This is a genomic window from Brevibacillus fluminis, assembly GCF_052072235.1.
Classification (GTDB): Bacteria; Bacillota; Bacilli; order Brevibacillales; family Brevibacillaceae; genus Brevibacillus_D; species Brevibacillus_D fluminis_A.
The window spans coordinates 1,242,023-1,259,692 of the sequence record NZ_CM125436.1 but is presented as its reverse complement, the minus strand read 5'-3'; the positions used below and the strand labels follow the sequence as shown (position 1 = coordinate 1,259,692).

The window sequence follows — 17,670 nt, the reverse complement described above, 5'->3', positions numbered from 1 at the left end:
GCTTACTCGCCTCGCTCCGTCGCCAAGAGCGACAAGGCGTTGATCATCGATACCGCGACAGGGCTGCCGCCTTTGCGGCCGATGTTGGTAATGAACGGAACATCCAGCTTGAGCAGCTCTTCTTTGGACTCAGCTGCCGAGACGAAGCCGACCGGCACGCCGACGATCAGCGACGGCTTGGCAATGCCTTCCTTCACCAGGCGAATCAGCTCCAACAGTGCGGTCGGGGCGTTCCCGATCGCATAAATGCCGCCCTCTACCTCGCGCACCGCTTTGCGGATCGAAATGATCGCGCGCGTCGTATTCTCTTTTTTCGCTTCCGCCATGACGTCCTTGTCGGAAATATAGACGCGGACATCGCCGCCGAACGCTTCCAGACGCGGCTTGCTGATGCCGACCTGCACCATCTGCACATCCGCCAAAATCGGTTCTCCGGCACGAATCGCCGCGATCCCCGCTTCGATCGCGCGCGGATGGAACTGCACGCTTCTGCCCAGCTCGAAGTCGGCTGTCGCGTGGATCACGCGCTGCACGATGCGAAACTGCTCAGGTGTATAATCGTGCGGCCCCAGTTCTTCCGTGATGATCTCAAAGCTTTTTTCCTCGATTTCCTGCGGTTGCACGGTCAAAGGCTGGAATTCGGTATGGAAGGATGAAGACATCTGGAATTACCCCCTCGATGGAATTGGATATTTTTCGGTCAGATTGACAAGCACGTCGTCAAAGCTGCTGAAAGAAGCGCCGTAGGCCAATTTCGGCCGATCGATCATGATCGTGAAAATGTTCATGTCAAGCGCTGCCTGCAGCTTTTCGTCCACCGCGCCGACCTGACCGCTCTCTTTGGTGATCATGACATCGACGCCGTAATGCTGATACAGCGCTGCATTCAATTCTTTGGAAAACGGGCCTTGCATCGCCACGATGTTTTTTTGCGGCACGCCCAGCGCCTCGCATTTTTCCATGTTGTCCAGCCGTGGCAGCATGCGCGCTACCAGACGAATGTCGGGGTCGCCCAGCAAATGCTTCGTGAAGACGCCCAACGTTTTGCTGCCGGTCGTCAGCATGATGACGCCTTTGCGCTCTTTGGCTGCAAGTGCGGCTGCCTCGTAGTCCGGAACGATTTGCACCAGCGGATGGTTGATGTACTCCCGCGTCTCCCGCTCGTAGCGCAAGTACGGGACACCGAGCTGCTCAGCTGCGGCCATCGCATTTTTGGACGCTTCCTCGGCGAACGGGTGCGTGGCATCGACGATTACCGCGACGCCAAGCTCCCGGGAGTAGCTGACCATCTCCTCCAGCGGCAGCCGCCCGACGCGCGTCTCGATCTCTTGCTCGCGCAGGCTTGCGGCGGCTGAATCGGTCACGACCGTGGCGACGAGCGGGTAGCCTTTTTCTTTCAGCAGCACCGCCAGCTCGCGGGCATCGCTCGTCCCTGCCAGAAACAAAATCATGACGACGCCCCCTCTTTTTTGCCGGAAGGATTGTGGTGGTCATGAGGATCATGATCGTGGTGGTCATGGTGGTGATCGTGATCGTGATGATGGTGGTCATGGCGATGATCGTGGTGATGGTGATGGGCGTGATCATGGTCGTGATGATGGTGATGGTCGTGGTCATGGTCGTGATGATGGTGATGGTCGTGGTCATGGTCGTGATGATGATGATGATCGAACACAACCATTTTGCGAAACGCGCACATGTCGCAGTTGGCGGCCGCTTTTCCTTCCAGCGCCTCGATCGCCCGCTCTGCCACCAGCTCGGTCAAATGATCATGGAAGCCGAGGAACTCCGCCAGCACCACCCGCACGTCGGGACGGTTCTCACGAAAAGCGGCGAGCAAATCGTTCAGACGATTCATCAAGACGCCGGTAAACAGCAGGTAAGGCAGCACGTACACCTTCTTGGCACCTCCCCGCAGGCAGCGCTCCAAGCCTTCCTCCGGTGTCGGGCGCGTCACGCCCATATAGGCGAATTCCAGATCAGCCACGCCGGATGCTTCCCACAGCAAGCGCCCGATCTTGTACAGCTCGCTGTTTGCATCCGCGTCGCTGGAGCCGCGTCCGACCAGCAAAATCGCCGTTTCGGAAAGCGGATGCCCCTGCTCCTTGAGCGCTGACTGATTCACGACGGACAGCGGGGAGGCAGTGCCTGCAACTGCAGTCGCCGCCTGCTCCAACACCGTTTCACCCTGCACGTTTTTGAGACGGTCCAGCAAAATTTCGATAATGTTTTCATGCACGCCGATCGGTCGGCCATAGGTGAACGTCACATGCGGGTATTTTTCGCGCGCCTCGTCCAATTCGTGCGGAATGTGCAGCTTGGCATGCCCGGCCGAAAACAGCATGATCGGCACGGCAGCGATGCGGGTCGCGCCCCGCTCCACACAGCGGCGGATACCCGTCGCGATCGTCGGCACCGTCAGTTCGAGAAAACAGGACTCAAAAATCGGCACGTCTGTCCGCTGGCGAAGAACCTCCTCCACTTTTTTCGTAAAGGCGAGCAACTGCTCGTTGCCCGCCTGTTCTCTGCTGCCATGTCCGATAAACAAAATCGCATCCATCTGTATGTGCCTCCTTTAATCGCCGCAAGCCGACTCGATTACGAGCGGCGCAACGTACTCTTCATGCTTGTAGCCGGCTACGACACCCACGCGCTTGAAAAACTTGTGGAACCGCTCATCTACATGCGCTTTCGCTTTGTATTCCGCTACAATCTGCTCGACGACCTCCACGATGCGCTCCGGCGCGATGCCTTCCTCGACGCGCTGGCCCGGATGCGCACTGCGGCTGATTTTCTTGCCGCCCAGGAACAGATCGAACGCGCCCCGGCGGTAAATCAGCCCGATATCTTCCATGACCGCTCCATAGCAGGCCATCCCGCAGCCGTTGAAGCCGATCTTCAATTCTTTCGGCATGGCCACGCCATCGAGCGAGCGTCCCAGCATTTCGGCGTACGGGATCGACTCGTCTTTTTCCAGATTGCAAAAATCGCACGCCTTGACCTGTGCCACCTGCCCGATCGGGAAGAGAAGGAAGCCCGCTTCTTCCAGCATGGCGACCACTTCATCCGGCGCAACATTCGGCAGCTTCAGATGAATCTGATGATCCGGCGTGTAGTACATCTCGCCGCCGTCCTCGGTCAGATCGGCGAGCAGCCGCATTTGCTGCGAGGTGAAGCGCTTGTCTGCCACTCCCGGCGAGACGCCCACTTCAAAAATTTCCACCAGCCCGGTCGACGGTGCCATCTGCAAGGCGGTGCTTGTGTGATGGGCAGCCGCCTGCGGGTCGAGGCAAGCGAGCGCCTCCAGGGCGAGCGACAGCACATCCGGCTTGTTTGTCGCTTGCTCTGCCTCACGTTCCAGCACGGAAAGCGCCGTTCTGCTCTGCATGAGCGGCTCCCCGCTTCCGCTGCTCCCAATCGTTTGCTGCGGATTCGGACGAATCGGTTCGTCCCGCTCTTCCTCATCGCTCTCGTCATCCGCCACGCCCAGCATGCTGCCGAGCGCCCACGGCTCCGCCTCTGCCTGCAAGCGTTGATGCGGCTTGAGCGGCTGTTCGTCGCGAACCAGTGTATATTTGCGCTGGTAGCCGCGCGGCGTAATCATTTTGCCGTCATACACAAATGTCGTCGAGTTGCCGATGATGACCGTCGTCAGCATCCCGATGTCATGCTCAAGCATGTCGGCGAGCCGCGTCAACACGACATGCTGCCGATCGCGATACGCGCTTTTGACCAGTCCGACCGGCGTATCCGGCGAGCGGTGCTGCAGCAAAATGCGCTGCGTCTCGACGATTTGCCGCGTCCGCCGCCCGCTGCGCGGGTTGTACAGCGCAATGACAAAATCGGCGGATGCTGCCGCTTCCACACGTTTGGCGATCGTCGCCCACGGCGTCAAATGGTCGCTCAAGCTGATCGTGCAGGCGTCGTGCATGACAGGCGCTCCCAGCAAGGAAGCGCACGACTGGATCGCCGAAATGCCGGGGATGACCTCTACCTCGATTCCGCTTTCTGCCCGCCAGCCTTTTTCCACCAACACTTCATAGATCAGCCCCGCCATCCCGTACACACCGGCGTCCCCGCTGGAAATGACCGCGACGGTACGGCCTGCTTCCGCTTGGCGAACCGCCTCCTGCGCCCGGCTCACCTCTTCGGTCATGCCGGTCCGCACAATCTCCTGATCGGTCAACAGCCCGCGGATCAAATCCACATAGGTGTTGTAGCCGATGATGCTGTCGCTCTCCTCAATCGCCTGACGCGCCCGAAAGGTAAGATGATCAAAATGGCCCGGTCCAAAGCCGATCAGCAAAATTTTCCCTTTCTTTCTGTCCACGTTGTTCACGTCGCGCTCCTCCTTTTTTGCCTGCAACCCGCTATTCTCGCAAAACCGTAGAACGGTAAACAAAAAAACACTTTCCTTTTGCCGGTAAGCAAAAAAGAAAGTGTTTGTTATGAACGCAAAAAAATTGCAAATTGTCCAACAGATGCAAACTCCCATCGCTGCGTTTCCCAAAAAGTTGGAACAACCCTCATAACACCTTCCTATCGCTCGTAGGTCAAACAGTGTCGTTAGAATAAGGCGGGTATCCTGACTTTTGGATCAACGCAAATCGCTCCTGGCCTTCCCGGATGTTATCATCCAGTGACCGACGGAGTGCTCCCCAATTACAGTGGCGGGACCGTGCCGGATTTTCACCGGCTTCCCCTACATGATCTGTACGCAGACAGATCAGTCCTTATCCCCTCGCATATATAATTGTTTCCATCATAAAGGAGTCTTGTTGCCGCTGTCCATCTTTTTCTCGTTGCCGATGCGCTGGCAGACGCCCCGTTTCCCATAACTTTTCACCGGTAAAAATCCAGGTCCTGGCAATACTTCCGGACCAGCCGCGCTGCCTTGGACTGGCTGATCGACAGCTGCTCCGCCACTTTTCGCGTATTGCGGTATTTCTCATAGCTTTTGATAATCAGCTTCCGTTCCGTTTCTTCCAAAATGTCTGCAAGCGACAGTTTGGTCCCCGCCCGCATTTCGATGTCCGGCACCTCCACGTGGTCGCGGACATGTGCTTCTTCGCTGTGCGGCTGCCCAACCGGAGCCGGTTCTTTGCTCGCCTCCGTCACGGCCTGCGGCAAATCGGAGACATTTATGATCACATCGCTCGTCACGACCAGGCTCTCCACCATGTTCTCCAGCTGCCTGATATTGCCCGGCCATTGGTAATGGTAAAACAGGTCCAGCACATCCTGCGAGATGATCCGTTTGCTGTTGTACTTGCTGTTAAACGCCGTGAGGAAATGATAGGTGAGCGGAATGATGTCCTCTTTTCGTTCGCGCAGCGGCGGAATTTGCAGGTTCACCACATGAAGGCGATAGTACAAATCTTCGCGGAACAGCTTCTGCTGCACCATGTCATGCAGATTTTGATTGGTCGCCGAAATGATTCGCACATCCACCTTCTTCACTTCCCGACCGCCCACCGGAATGAATTCGAACGACTGGATGAAGTGCAGCAGCTTGGCCTGCAGCTTGAGCGAGATTTCGCCGATTTCGTCCAAAAACAGCGTCCCGCCGTCCGCCATCTCCAACAGCCCCGCTTTTCCTCCTTTCGCCGCCCCGGTAAAGGCGCCGTCGACATAACCGAACAGCTCGGATTCAAGCAGCTGCTCCGGAATGGTCGCGCAGTTGATCGATAGAAAGGGGGCGGTTTTCCGCTTGCTTTTTTTGTGGATGTATTTCGCCACGACGCCTTTTCCTGTTCCCGACTCGCCTTGGATCAGCACCGTCGTGTCCACATCCGCCACCTTTTCGCACAGCTTGATGATATTGTTCATTTTGCTGTTGTTCGTGATCAAGTTTTCCTTGTACGATTCAAATTGGCCGCCCGCCTCTTCCTCCATCTCATCCGTCACGTACAGCTCCTTGTAGTTCGGTTCCTGCGTCGTGGTGATGATCAGCTCGATTTCCTGGTCATCGTTTAGCAGCGGGATCGCCGTCGTGATCAATTCTTTGCCTACATACGAAATCTGCTTGATGGTCACCGTTTTCTTTTCTTTCAACACAAGCGGCAATATGCTAGGCTTCCAGTAGCCTTTGGCGAAAATTTCGTCATTGAGCTTGCCGACGATCTCGCTTTGCTTGGTGCCGTAATGCCGTTCATACGCTTTGTTGGCGTACACGATGCGCGTATCCTTATCCAGCACATAAATCTCGTTTGGCGAATGGTCCAAAATTTTCATCAGGATTTCCGTACTCATCTCGATTTTTTCATTCTTGTTGACCGCTTGATACATCACGTCGCTCCTTTTGTCACTTTTACATCATTTGAGTCAATTTTGAATGTTTTGAGTTGATTATAAACATTTTGTCTGAATTTTCAAATCCATTCTCGCTGCTTATTGCTGATGCAGGGGCTGGCACGGCCATTGCAATGTTTCTTTCGCTGACAGAATTGAAAAGGAGGCAATGTCGCCATGTCAACCAAAGAGAACGCTTTTGAGCTTGCCTACACGCTCCCTTACAGCCACTATGTCGACCCGCACGTGCTGGCCAGTGAAAAGCGGAAAATCTTTTATAAAAGCTGGATCATGGTCGGGCATCTCAGCCAGGTGGAAAAGGCCGGCGATTTTTTCACCTACGATGTGGCCGGAGAACCGATCATCGTCACCCGTAGCGCAAAGGACGTTCTGAACGCCTTTTACAACATTTGTCCGCATCGCGGCGCCAGAGTAGAGCGCAAGGAACAAGGCAACAAAAAAATCTTTCAATGCATCTACCATGGCTGGACGTTCAACCTGGACGGCAACGTGCACCGGACGCCGAATTTTAAAGAAGCCGACCTGGGAAATCACCGCTGCCTGACCCCGATCAAGCTGGCGATTCATCAATCGCTGATCTTCGTCAATCTCGATCCGCAAGCACAGCCGTTTGAACAGTCGCTCGGTGCATTCGCCCAAGACATCGCAGCTTATCCGTTTCTCGATTCGCTGAAGCTGGTGCGGGAAAACCGCCGTGTGGTGAAGGCGAACTGGAAAGCCGTGATCGACAATTATTTGGAATGCGACCACTGTTCCATCGCTCACCCGGCTTTTTCCAAAACGTTCGATCTGTCCAAATACCGCATCGTTCCCTGTGACAAGTTTTCCTACCAATGCTCGACCACAACGGGCGGAGCCGACGATTCGGGTGCACGTTTTTACTGGGTCTGGCCCAATACGATGATCAGCATTTATCCCGGCGAACGCGGCAATATCACATCAAGCCAGATCATCCCGCTCGATGCCGAGACGACTCTCGCAATCTACCGCTACTATTTCGTCGACGAGAAGCTGACGGAAGAAGACGAGAAGCTGATCGCTTTTGTGGACGAGGTGCGGGAGGAAGATTTCGAGCTGGTGGAGCTGTTGCAAAGCGGCTTCCATTCGCAGGCGTTCGGCAGGGGCGTCTATTCTCCGACCGAGCATGGGCTGCACTCGTTTCACGAAATGGTGGAACAGGCGCTGAAGGACTGACGCCGGTTCTCCCATACTGAATAAAGAAAGCGCTTTACCGATAAGAAAGGGGGTACTTCCATGAAGCAATCCACGATTTCCAAAGCAATCTTTTGGCCTGTGCTGCTGATTGTCGCCGCGATGTCCATCCCGGTGCTGCAAAACCCGAAAGAAGGCACCGCCGCGCTCGGCTCGCTGCACCATCTGATCGCGCAAAATCTGGGGTCCTTGTATTTGTGGGTCGTGATCATCGCCCTTGGCTTTTTGCTCTGGCTCGCCTTTGGCAAATACGGGAACATCAAATTTGGCGATGCTGACACCAAGCCGGAATTTTCCACCTTCAGCTGGCTTGCCATGCTGTTCACCGCCGGGATCGGCGCTAGCATCACCTATTGGAGCGCGATCGAATGGGCTTACTACTACACGTCTCCGCCATTCGGCGCGGAGCCGAAAAGCTTGCAGGCTGCTGACTGGGCCTCGACCTACGGCCTGTTCCACTGGGGCTTCAGCGCATGGGTGCTGTACTGCTTGCCTGCGCTGCCGATCGCTTATAACCTGTATGTTCGTAAAAATCCGAGCGTCAGGCTGAGCGCTGCCTGTGAAGGCGTGCTGAAAAAAGGCGCAAACAGCTGGCTCGGCAAAGTCATCGACATTTGCTTCATGGTCGGCCTCATCGGTGGAATTGGCGCAGCTCTCGGTTTGGGCTTGCCGCTGATCACCGAAGGCGTGTCCGCCTTGTTCGGCATTCCGCGCAGCAATACGCTCGATTGGGTCCTCATCGTCGTCTTGACACTGATCTTTTGCGTCAGCACTTATTTCGGATTGAAAAAAGGCTTGAAAAAGCTGGCCAACATGAACACGTACCTGTTCCTTGGCCTGTCCCTGTTCGTCCTGCTCGCCGGGCCTACATTGTTCATCATCTCCCGCTTCACAGACAGCGTCGGCTTCTTATTGCAAAACTTTTTCCGCATGAGCTTTTACACCGATTCCATCGCCGAATCCGGTTTTCCTGAGGCGTGGACGATTTTTTACTGGGCCTGGTGGATCGCCTGTGCGCCTTACATGGGCATTTTCGTCGCCAAAATTTCCAAAGGCCGCACGATCAAGCAAGTCATTCTCGCGGAGTGCATCGGCGGAACGATCGGCTGCTGGGCCGCATTCGCCATCTTTGGCAATACAGGATTGTTTCTGGAGTTGAAAAAGCTGGTCCCGGTCATCGATATTTTGGAGCAAAAAGGCGGAGAAGCGGCGATCGCCGCGATTTATCAAGGAATTCCCGGGGGAAGCATCGCGCTTCTGGCAATCACGATCATCACCTTGATCTTCCTTTCCGCCACGCTGGATTCCTCGTCATTTACACTCGCGAGCGTCGCGTCGCCGCGATTGGGTATGGATGAGGAGCCTGCCCGCTGGCACAAGGTGCTTTGGGCGCTCGTGCTGGAGCTGGAAGCGTTCGCGATGATGTTCGGCGGCGGGCTCCACGCACTGCAATCCGTAGTCGTGATCGTCTCCCTCCCGCTCGTGCTGATCATCGCGATGGCAGCCGTGTCATTGATGAAATGGATCAAGGAAGACGAGGCCAAAAACAGGCTGGAACGAAATCCCAAAGCGGACATGACCAATAAAACCGCCTGATGCCATCATGAGCCGGCGTGCTGCCAATTCCCTCGCGGATGTGCAGTACCGCCGGCTTTTATCGAAAATCGCCAGCGCATCCAAGCTAGAAACCAGCCCCATCGCGCGATACAATGAAGACAGTTGAACATGTCGATTGCGGAAAGGGACAAGGTGTGCCATGAGAATTCATTGTCTGCAAAACGATCCGCTGGTTGATCCCGGCTTCATCGCCGACTGGGCCAGCGAAAAGAACCACCCGCTTTCAATCACGCGCGTTTATGCGAGCGATCCGTTTCCACCGATTGAATCGTTCGATCTTTTGATCATTCTGGGCGGCTCCATGGGCGCGTATGAGGAAGAGCGGCACCCGTGGCTCGCGGAGGAAAAAGCGTTTATCCGCGAGACGATCGCGCAAAACGCATTCGTGCTGGGAATCTGCCTCGGCATCCAGCTGATGGCGGAAGCGCTCGGCGGCCGGGCGTACCGCCATGCCCACAAGGAGATCGGCTGGTGGCCGGTTCAGCTTGCAGAGGAAGCGAGACACGAACCGCTGCTGCAAGGCTTGCCGGAAGCCTTCCCGATTTTCCAGTGGCACGGCGATACATTCGACTTGCCTCCGGGGGCAGTCCCTCTGGCCACAAGCTCGGCCTGCGCCAATCAGGCGTTCCGCTATGGCGAACGCGCGCTGGGCATCCAGTTCCATCCCGAATCGACCGGCTCCGGCATTTCCCTGTGGGTGGAAAAATTCGCGGCTGACCTGAAGCCGGGCGACTACATCCAAACAGTTGCCGATATGATGGCGCAAACCGCGAAGCTTGAACAAGGCAAATCTGTTATGTACACCTTGCTCGATAATTTTGAACGCAGGTATCGGGAACAACATGCGGTAAAGCAATGACAGCTGGAGGTGACCCCGATGGGCAAAACGATCATGGACGGCCTCGAAATCGTCCTCGCCAACTGGAACCGGATGCAGTCAAGTGAGATGGACGAAGCGGGAGACGATGCCGAACAGTTCGAGGCATCGTTTTACAGATGGATCGATCAGCTGCGGACCTGGTATCATAGCCTCGCTCACAAGCCCGCTGATGTGGACGAGGCGCTTGCCATACCCGAGATCGCCGCGATTACCGAACGTTTGCCGACGACGCTGTACCTGAATTTCGAAACCGAGCTGGAGCTGATCATCGAAGGTCAGGAACGCGACGACGATGCGCGGTACGATTGACGCTGCGCCAAACGAAAAAACCATGCAAGGCGTTCCTGCATGGTTTTTTTCGGATGTTTACTCGCCCGACAGCCCGACCTTCATCCTGCGCGCCCGCGCTTGCTTCATGAAGTGATAGCCGAGCGAGCAAAGGATCGCCAAAACGGCGACAGCCGTCATGCCCCAGAAAATCTCCGCGTACACATCCGTCAGCGCGAGTCCTTTTTGCGAGGCAAGCGTGCTGCCGGTCACCGCGACGCTAAAGGCGCCGCTGAAAAACTGGGTCAACTGGAACAAGCCCATTCCCGCCCCGACTTCCTCCTTGTGCAAAATGCGCGCCATCTCATTGGACACGCTCGTCGTCAACGCGGAAAACCCGATGCTGAGCAGCATGTAGCTGACCATGATCGCGTAGAACGACCACCCGACCAACAGCGCAAACGTCGCTGCGGCCACCAGGAGCAACAGCGGCGCATAGCGTAGCAAGAGATCGTTTCCGTAGCGGTCGATCATTTTGCCGATCCAGTTCGATGCCACCATCGAGATGATCGCGCCGGGGAAAATGATCAGCCCGGACTCGCCCGGCGTCAGCGCGAACAAATGCGCCAGCACCTGCGGCAACAAAAACAGCGTCGCAAAGTTGTTGATGTACGAAACGATGCCGAGCGAACTCAGCACCAAATACGGCTTGTTGCGGAACAATGCCGGCGAAACAAACGGGTTACGCGCCCGGTGAATGCGCACCCAGAACGACAGCAGCGCTGCAAGCCCGACGGCGAGCATCAGCCAGGAGCGGCTGGTCAAATACAGCAGCAATCCCGTTGTCCCGACACCGATGAACACGGCGCCGACAAAGTCGAACGTCCCCGCCTGCGCTTTTTCCTGCGGCAGAAGACGGTAGAAAAACGGAATGAGGAGAAGCGAAATGCCTGTCACGAGAAACAGGCTGTTCCAGCCTAAAAACTGGGTGATCGAGCCGCCGATGACAGGTCCGAGACCCAACCCGAGCGAGCTGGCCGACATGATAATCGACATCGCCCTGCCGTTGCGGGTAATCGGAATAAACCGCGTCACCAGCACGATCGCCAACCCGGGAACCGCAGCCGCGCCGGAAGCTTGCAGCAGGCGGGCGCAAAGCAGCATGAGAAAATTGTGGCTGAAAAAACCGAGCACCGACGCTGCGCCCAGGCACGCAAGCCCGATGGTGAACAGCTTGCGGATCGGCAAAAAGTCAGACAGCCGCGTATAGGTGATCGAGGAGATCGCAAACACGATCGAGTAGCCCGTCACAATCCACGACGCCCCAATCGAGGTCAACCCGAATTCCTGGGTGATTTTGGGCAGTGCCAGATTGAACATCATCGTATTCATGACGATAAGAATGACCGTAAATCCCAACAGCCCGATGACCAATCCTTCCTTCATCGCTGCTCCCTGCTTGACGGTGGCCGCCTGCGGGAGTGTGCCTTCTTTACTCATAATGCCTCCTTTTTATGATGAGCTGCCCCAGCCTTTGTGTACGGCTGCCAGACAGCAGATTGATGGTGTCGATATTGTGTTATCGTTATAGTTCGATGATGTTAGAACAATAGAATAATAACACGGTAGTTGGTTTCCATCAATTGTTAATTCACTTAAAGAAAGCATTTGAGTATAAAAAAGCAGACCCACGATCCCCGTGAGCCTGCTTTTTTTCCATCCCTTATTTCTTCACACCAACCGCTTCCGCCCCCAACAGCAGCGTCTGATTGTCCTTCCAACCAAGCGTCCGTTCCTCAGCCGTTTTACGCTCCAGCACGACGGCGCCGTTTGCTGTTTTTGCAACGAATGTCACATAAGCGCCCGTTTCCGGATTCACCATGCTGATCGCTGCCAAACTGCCGTCCGGCGACAGGCTGAACGATTTCGGCGCCAGGTATTCGTTGCGCAGGCTGGTCACGAGCAAGTTTTTCTTGATGTTTTGCACCGGATTGAGACTGATCACCGAGAAGGCATACTGATTGCCCAATTTGACCGTTTCGGCGAATACAGGCTGCTTGGAAGGTGTCAGCCCCAGATATTGCTGGTCATAGGTCTGGACCGAGCCGTAAATGGCCCGCGGCACTTGCAGCACCCGGCTTGTTTTCCAGTTTACCAGATGGACGCGGTCCGTGCCCATGAAGCCCAGATCATAGCGCGGATTGCCGACCTCGAGCAGCGCATAATCAGGCAATCCTTGCAAAACCTTCATGCTTTTCACCTGGAACGTCGTTTTGGCATAGCTTGCGTGGAAATTTTTATTGACCATGTCGACTGTGTAAAAGTTGCCCTTGCGTCCATCGAGCAGCAGCACGTTGTTGGCATCAATCCAGTCGGCTTGCCATTTGCGGAGCATTCCGACGACGCTTTCCGGATAGGTCGCGCGCGCGCGGATCATGCCGAAAATCGGTTCGAAAGCGTGTTTATCCGGCGTGATGACACCGAGCACGCCTTCGTGGTTTTGCGCATTTTCAGCTATATAGAACGCTTTTTTGCCATCCGGCGACCATTTCAAGGTGTAGGCGCCATAGCCTTGCTGCGGCATGTTGGTCACTTCTGTAAAAGTGCCGTTGGCATTGAGGACGAGAATATGGTCGGTCAATGTGTTTCCGACCTGCTCCTCAAACCAGATCAGGTAGCGCTCGGGTTGTCCGGGCACCGGGTAAACGTGCGGTGTCAAAAGCACGCCCATTTTGGCCGTATACAGCACCGTCTGTTTGTTGTCTCTGATCATGATCATTTGCTTCATATTACCATTGCGGTATACATGCGTTTTGCCGCTGACGTCGCCGATATAGCTCGCTTCCGACCAATCTGTGCTGACGGACGTGGCCGCTACCGGATTTGCGTGTATGAGTCCCGCAGGGGAAACTGCGAGCAAACAGGCAGTCATCAATGCTGGAACCAGGCGTTTCATGTTGATCCTCTCCTTTATGCTGGTGCAACTATGGTTTTGTCCTTCATGGTACCACAATTACCCAGAAACAAGTATTTTTGATTTTCAGCCACAAGAATGGCTGTTTCCTTCCCGTTTGACGATGCAGGATTGGCAAACGTTACATGATCGTGCTGATCTTGCCAAAAAGGACCGCCAGCCTGTGCGGGAGGCACAAAAAACCGGTCCCCCAACGGAAGACCGGTTTTTCCTACCATACTTTTTATCCGAGCAATCGTTTGATGATCTCGTTCGTCACATTCGGCACGACCTCCGCCGAGAACTGGATCTCCATGCGCTCGTAGCGGTTATGGGCATCGTAGCCGTACGGACCGATGTTGATGCAAGGAACGTTGATGTCGCGGATGTCCTGATACTCCACGTAATGTTTGGTTCCCCAGCTTGGGTTGTTGTCCTCGATGGCGAGAATGCCTTCCTCATCGTCGCTCAACGCCACGCAGCTCATGTCACAAACATACGGGAAAAAGTTGCGCATGACGATCGGGTGCGGATAGTGCGGCTGGACGACCTCCACGGCTTGCTCGAGCGCATGGATCAGGTTTTGCTCCCGCTCGTCCTTGCCGACCAGCTCGATGCGCGGCGAGTACAGCGACGAATAGAACAGGATGATCGCCGGGCTCTTGTCTTTCATCCACTTCCATTCCTCTTCCACCACACGGGCCGAGAACATACGCACATCAAGGCTCTTGTCTTTCAAAAGCTCGTCCTTAAATGCTTTCATATGGGTCAAGAACCGGTCGCCATGCTCTTCAACCAGCTGTTTTTTCATGTCCTCATAGATCAGCACGCGCGTTTTCCATGGCAGCTCTTTCCACGTTTGTCCGCTCCGCTCACAGAAGATGCGATGGCGCTCGCGCAGCAGGGACAGAGCGTTTTCAAAGGCGATTTCCGCCTGCTCCTTCAATATCCCCAGCGCTTTTTTCGGCGACCACGTATGGATGAAAAAGTTGTAGTACACATAAGCGGACAGCGCCGTCTGAATCGTATAGGTCGGCTTGAAATCGGTCTGCTTCAGCGAGACCGGCGGCACCGGCGTCTCACCGTACGCCTCGTCGCACAAATCGGGATTGTAGCAGATTTGCCGCGTCAGCTCCGCTGCGATGAAGTTGGGATCGAGCCCTTCAAAGGCAGAGCCGGCATGCGTTTCATAGCCGGTGATCAAAAAGGACGGCAGCAGCTTGCCCACGGTGCCCTTATAGATGTAGCGGTTCGGGTCGCCATCGTAGCGCGGTGCCACGAAATCGGAGTTGATCAGCGCGATATAGTCGAAACCGTGCTCCTCGCGCCATTTTTTCAAATCTTTGAGCGAGGAGAGCACGCCGTGCGAGCTGTCTTCCTCGTCGCATTCGGCCAGGAGCACCAGATTGCCCGCCAGCTCTTCGGGATGCTCGGCATAATATTTCAGCAAAAAGACGTGGCTCGCCACCCCTGCTTTCATATCGCAGGTTCCGCGGCCAAAATGCCATTCGCCCGAGTCAAGCTGCTGCTTGACCAATGCAGGCAGCGGCTCGTTTTGCAGCGCCTTCATCAGCTCCTGCGGATGGCAGGCGACGTCCTTCAAATGATTGTAGTCATCGATGCCGACCGTGTCCGTGTGACCCATCAAAATCACGGTTTTGTCGCTCGGCTGCTTGGTCCCTTTGACGAAGGCGAGCACGTTGTAACGCTCTACCTCGTCGTTTACCGTGCGGGACATGATCAGTTGATCGGGATGCTCTTGGAAATAGGGGAATGATTGCAAATGTTTGTACAGGTGTGTCGATACGGCGATTTCTCCTGCCGTATTCACGACGCTTTCCACTTTTACCAGCTCATCTGTCACGCGCATGATTTCTTCGCGACTGTTCAACATTCCTAACACCCCATCATCTATAAAATTTGCTGCAAAAACCGCCGTGTCCGTTCATGCTTGGGATTGCTGAAAATATCCTTCGGATGGCCTTCCTCCACCATCTCGCCGTCCGCCAGCATGATGACCCGATCCGCCACTTCGCGGGCAAAGCCCATCTCATGCGTGACGACCACCATCGTCATGCCGTCGCGGGCCAAATCTTTCATCGTGGCCAGCACCTCGCCGACCAGCTCGGGATCGAGCGCCGAGGTCGGCTCGTCGAACAGCATGACATCCGGCTCCATCGCCAGCGCCCGCGCGATCGCCACGCGCTGCTTTTGTCCGCCGGACAGCTGTTCCGGATAAAAGTCGGCCTTGTCGGTCAACCCGACGCGCTGCAAAAGCTCCCGCGCTTTTTTCTCCACTTCCGCCTTGCTCCGCTTCTTCACATGGACCGGCGCTTCCATCACGTTTTGCAGGACAGTCATGTGCGGGAACAGGTTGAAATGCTGGAATACCATCCCGACATGCTCGCGCACCTTGTTCAGATTCGTATGCTTGACATCGATCAGCTGCCCGCCGATCTCAATATCCCCGCTGTCCTTCATTTCCAAAAAGTTCAGACAACGGAGCAGCGTGCTTTTCCCCGAACCGCTGGCGCCGATCAAGACGACCACTTCCGATTTTTTGATCTCCAAATCAATGCTTTTCAAAACTTGCAGGCTGCCAAAAGACTTGGCCAATTTGCGCACCTTGATCATGCCGATACCTCCGTTTGCTTGGCTTGGCGCCGCGCTCGCACCTTGGTCGTGTCCAGCCGTTTTTCCAGCTTGTTCAAGAGCAGGGAGAAGATCGCGACAAGCGCGAGGTAGTACATCCCGACGACAAAGTACGTCTCAAACGGCATGTAGTTTTCCGCCTGCGCGGACAGCGCGTGGTTGAACAGCTCGGTGACGGCGATATACGCGACGAGCGACGAATCCTTCAGCCCGATGATGAATTGGTTGCCGAGCGGCGGGATCGCCCGCTTGAACGCCTGTGGCAAAATGACCTTGCGCATCGCGAGCCCGTAAGGCATGCCGAGCGAGCGTGCGGCTTCCATCTGGCCGCGGTCGATCGATTGGATGGACCCGCGAAAAATCTCGGCGATGTACGCGCCCGAGTGGATGCCGAGCGCCAGCGCCCCCGCCGTGAAATCGTTCAAAACGATTACGCTTGAAATACCATAATACAGGAACATGACTTGCACGATCAACGGCATGCCGCGCACGATGAAAATGTACGTATCGGCAATCTTTTGCAGCACAACGATACCGGAAACTTTGAAAAAAGCAAAGATCAGGCCGATCACCGAGGCCATTGCCAATGAGACAGCCGTAAGCGTAATCGTCGTCCAGGCCGCCTTCAAAAACTCAAGGCCATGGGTGAGGAAAATGTCCGCAATGCTTTGGAAAAAGGCCATCTGCCCAGCACCTCCAGCAAGAATGAAATTCGGATCGGGGTCTTGCAGTACGCAAGGTGCGCCCCATTAAGAAGCGCACCGATTGTTCGGAGGTTTACTTCAGGAGATTGGCACCGAACCATTTCATGCTGATCGTTTCATACGTGCCGTCATCTACCATCGACTTGATCGCCTCGTTGATCTTTTTCGTCAGCACCGGATTGTCCTTGTTGACCGCGATCGCGATGTTTTCCTTGTTCAGCACGTCGCCGATCGGCTTGATTTTCAGCCCTTGCTCCTTGATGGCAGACGTTCCGACGACACGGTCCGTGATCACGGCGTCGACGCGGCCTGGCGCCAAGTCTTGCAGGGCGTAGATGTCGCTTGGATAGCCTTTCACCTTCTCTTTGTCCGTCAAGGTGACTGCGGCATCCTTGTGCGTGGACGCTTGTACAACGCCGATGATTTTGCCTTTCAAATCATCTTTTGACTTGATCGTGTCGTTCGTATCTTTGACGAAAATCTGTCCGCCCGAAATGTAGTAGGGATCAGTGAAGTCCACCTGCTTCGCGCGCTCTTCCGTGTGCGTCATGCTGCCGATGATCGCGTCGTATTTTTTCCCTTTGAGCCCTTGCAGGATAGTTTCCCACGGGTTGGTCACCGGATTCGGTTCAAGCCCGATGCGCTTGGAGATTTCTTTGCCAATCTCGACGTCAAAGCCGGTCAGCTGCCCGTTGGTATCTTTGTAATTCAGCGGTTTGATCAACCCGCTCATCGCAAAGGTCAGCTTGCCGTCTGCAACCAGCTCCATCTTTTCTTCGGCCGCAGGCTGGGCAGGTGCGCTTGTCCCGCTGTTGCTCGTGCCTTCCGTCGACGGCGCAGGTGTCGCAGGGGCAGAAGAGCTGCCTCCGGAAGAGGCGGGCGCCGCATTGGAGCCGCAACCGCTTACAATTGTGAGTACCAAGGAACAGGCTAACAACGCTACTGGCAAAAACTTCCTATTTTTCATTCTGATCCCCCTAGCAATTTTGTGGTATAATAATAGATTTGTGTCTCATATTACATCGTTTTCCCCGGAATAAAAAGTACAAATTTTCAGCCATTTTAATAAAATA

At 55.3% G+C, this 17,670-nt stretch carries 15 protein-coding genes and 1 riboswitch; of the genes, 4 read left to right on the top strand and 11 right to left on the bottom strand.

Annotation, left to right across the window (positions count from 1 at the left end):
* Positions 1–2: 2 nt before the first annotated feature.
* The 5 genes from ACTID9_RS06500 to ACTID9_RS06480 form a co-directional block, all read right to left on the bottom strand.
* Positions 3–662, bottom strand: a complete 660-nt coding sequence (locus ACTID9_RS06500) for a precorrin-8X methylmutase (protein WP_441070425.1) — start codon at positions 660–662, stop codon at positions 3–5.
* Positions 663–668: 6 nt separating this feature from the next.
* A complete protein-coding gene (gene cobK / locus ACTID9_RS06495; protein ID WP_441070424.1) occupies positions 669–1,451 on the bottom strand; it encodes a precorrin-6A reductase in 783 nt (260 codons plus the stop codon).
* Positions 1,448–2,560: a sirohydrochlorin chelatase gene (locus ACTID9_RS06490; protein ID WP_441070423.1), complete on the bottom strand. Its 1,113-nt coding sequence runs from the start codon at positions 2,558–2,560 to the stop codon at positions 1,448–1,450. The genes cobK and ACTID9_RS06490 overlap by 4 nt, the downstream gene beginning before the upstream one ends.
* 15 nt (positions 2,561–2,575) lie before the next feature.
* Complete coding sequence (gene cobJ / locus ACTID9_RS06485; protein ID WP_441072447.1) at positions 2,576–4,330, bottom strand: precorrin-3B C(17)-methyltransferase; 1,755 nt, start codon at positions 4,328–4,330, stop codon at positions 2,576–2,578.
* A 228-nt stretch (positions 4,331–4,558) separates the two neighbouring features.
* Positions 4,559–4,751: riboswitch (cobalamin riboswitch) on the bottom strand.
* Positions 4,752–4,842: 91 nt separating this feature from the next.
* Positions 4,843–6,288: a sigma-54 interaction domain-containing protein gene (locus ACTID9_RS06480; protein WP_441070422.1), complete on the bottom strand. Its 1,446-nt coding sequence runs from the start codon at positions 6,286–6,288 to the stop codon at positions 4,843–4,845.
* A gap of 180 nt (positions 6,289–6,468) precedes the next feature.
* Between ACTID9_RS06480 and ACTID9_RS06475 the strand changes: the two genes are divergently transcribed.
* From ACTID9_RS06475 to ACTID9_RS06460, 4 genes are all read left to right on the top strand, one after another.
* Positions 6,469–7,506, top strand: a complete 1,038-nt coding sequence (locus ACTID9_RS06475; protein WP_441070421.1) for an aromatic ring-hydroxylating oxygenase subunit alpha — start codon at positions 6,469–6,471, stop codon at positions 7,504–7,506.
* Positions 7,507–7,566: 60 nt separating this feature from the next.
* Complete coding sequence (locus ACTID9_RS06470; protein ID WP_441070420.1) at positions 7,567–9,120, top strand: BCCT family transporter; 1,554 nt, start codon at positions 7,567–7,569, stop codon at positions 9,118–9,120.
* 160 nt (positions 9,121–9,280) lie between these two features.
* Entirely contained in the window at positions 9,281–10,000 is a 720-nt protein-coding gene (locus ACTID9_RS06465; RefSeq protein WP_441070419.1) for a type 1 glutamine amidotransferase, read from the top strand.
* A gap of 18 nt (positions 10,001–10,018) precedes the next feature.
* Positions 10,019–10,330, top strand: a complete 312-nt coding sequence (locus ACTID9_RS06460) for a hypothetical protein (protein WP_441070418.1) — start codon at positions 10,019–10,021, stop codon at positions 10,328–10,330.
* 57 nt (positions 10,331–10,387) lie between these two features.
* Here the strand turns inward: ACTID9_RS06460 and ACTID9_RS06455 are convergent, their stop codons facing one another.
* From ACTID9_RS06455 to ACTID9_RS06430, 6 genes are all read right to left on the bottom strand, one after another.
* Positions 10,388–11,788, bottom strand: a complete 1,401-nt coding sequence (locus ACTID9_RS06455) for an MFS transporter (protein ID WP_441070417.1) — start codon at positions 11,786–11,788, stop codon at positions 10,388–10,390.
* A 223-nt stretch (positions 11,789–12,011) separates the two neighbouring features.
* Positions 12,012–13,244, bottom strand: a complete 1,233-nt coding sequence (locus ACTID9_RS06450; protein ID WP_441070416.1) for a hypothetical protein — start codon at positions 13,242–13,244, stop codon at positions 12,012–12,014.
* A gap of 241 nt (positions 13,245–13,485) precedes the next feature.
* Complete coding sequence (locus ACTID9_RS06445) at positions 13,486–15,135, bottom strand: M20/M25/M40 family metallo-hydrolase (RefSeq protein WP_441070415.1); 1,650 nt, start codon at positions 15,133–15,135, stop codon at positions 13,486–13,488.
* Between the two features lie 17 nt (positions 15,136–15,152).
* Positions 15,153–15,875 carry an amino acid ABC transporter ATP-binding protein gene (locus tag ACTID9_RS06440; RefSeq protein WP_441070414.1) on the bottom strand — a complete coding sequence of 241 codons (723 nt, stop codon included), beginning with the start codon at positions 15,873–15,875 and terminating at the stop codon, positions 15,153–15,155.
* Entirely contained in the window at positions 15,872–16,576 is a 705-nt protein-coding gene (locus tag ACTID9_RS06435) for an amino acid ABC transporter permease (protein WP_441070413.1), read from the bottom strand. Before ACTID9_RS06435 ends, ACTID9_RS06440 begins: the two co-directional genes overlap by 4 nt.
* Positions 16,577–16,670: 94 nt before the next feature.
* On the bottom strand, positions 16,671–17,564 hold the full coding sequence (locus tag ACTID9_RS06430; protein WP_441070412.1) for an ABC transporter substrate-binding protein: 894 nt from the start codon (positions 17,562–17,564) through the stop codon (positions 16,671–16,673).
* Between the last annotated feature and the right edge of the window lie 106 nt (positions 17,565–17,670).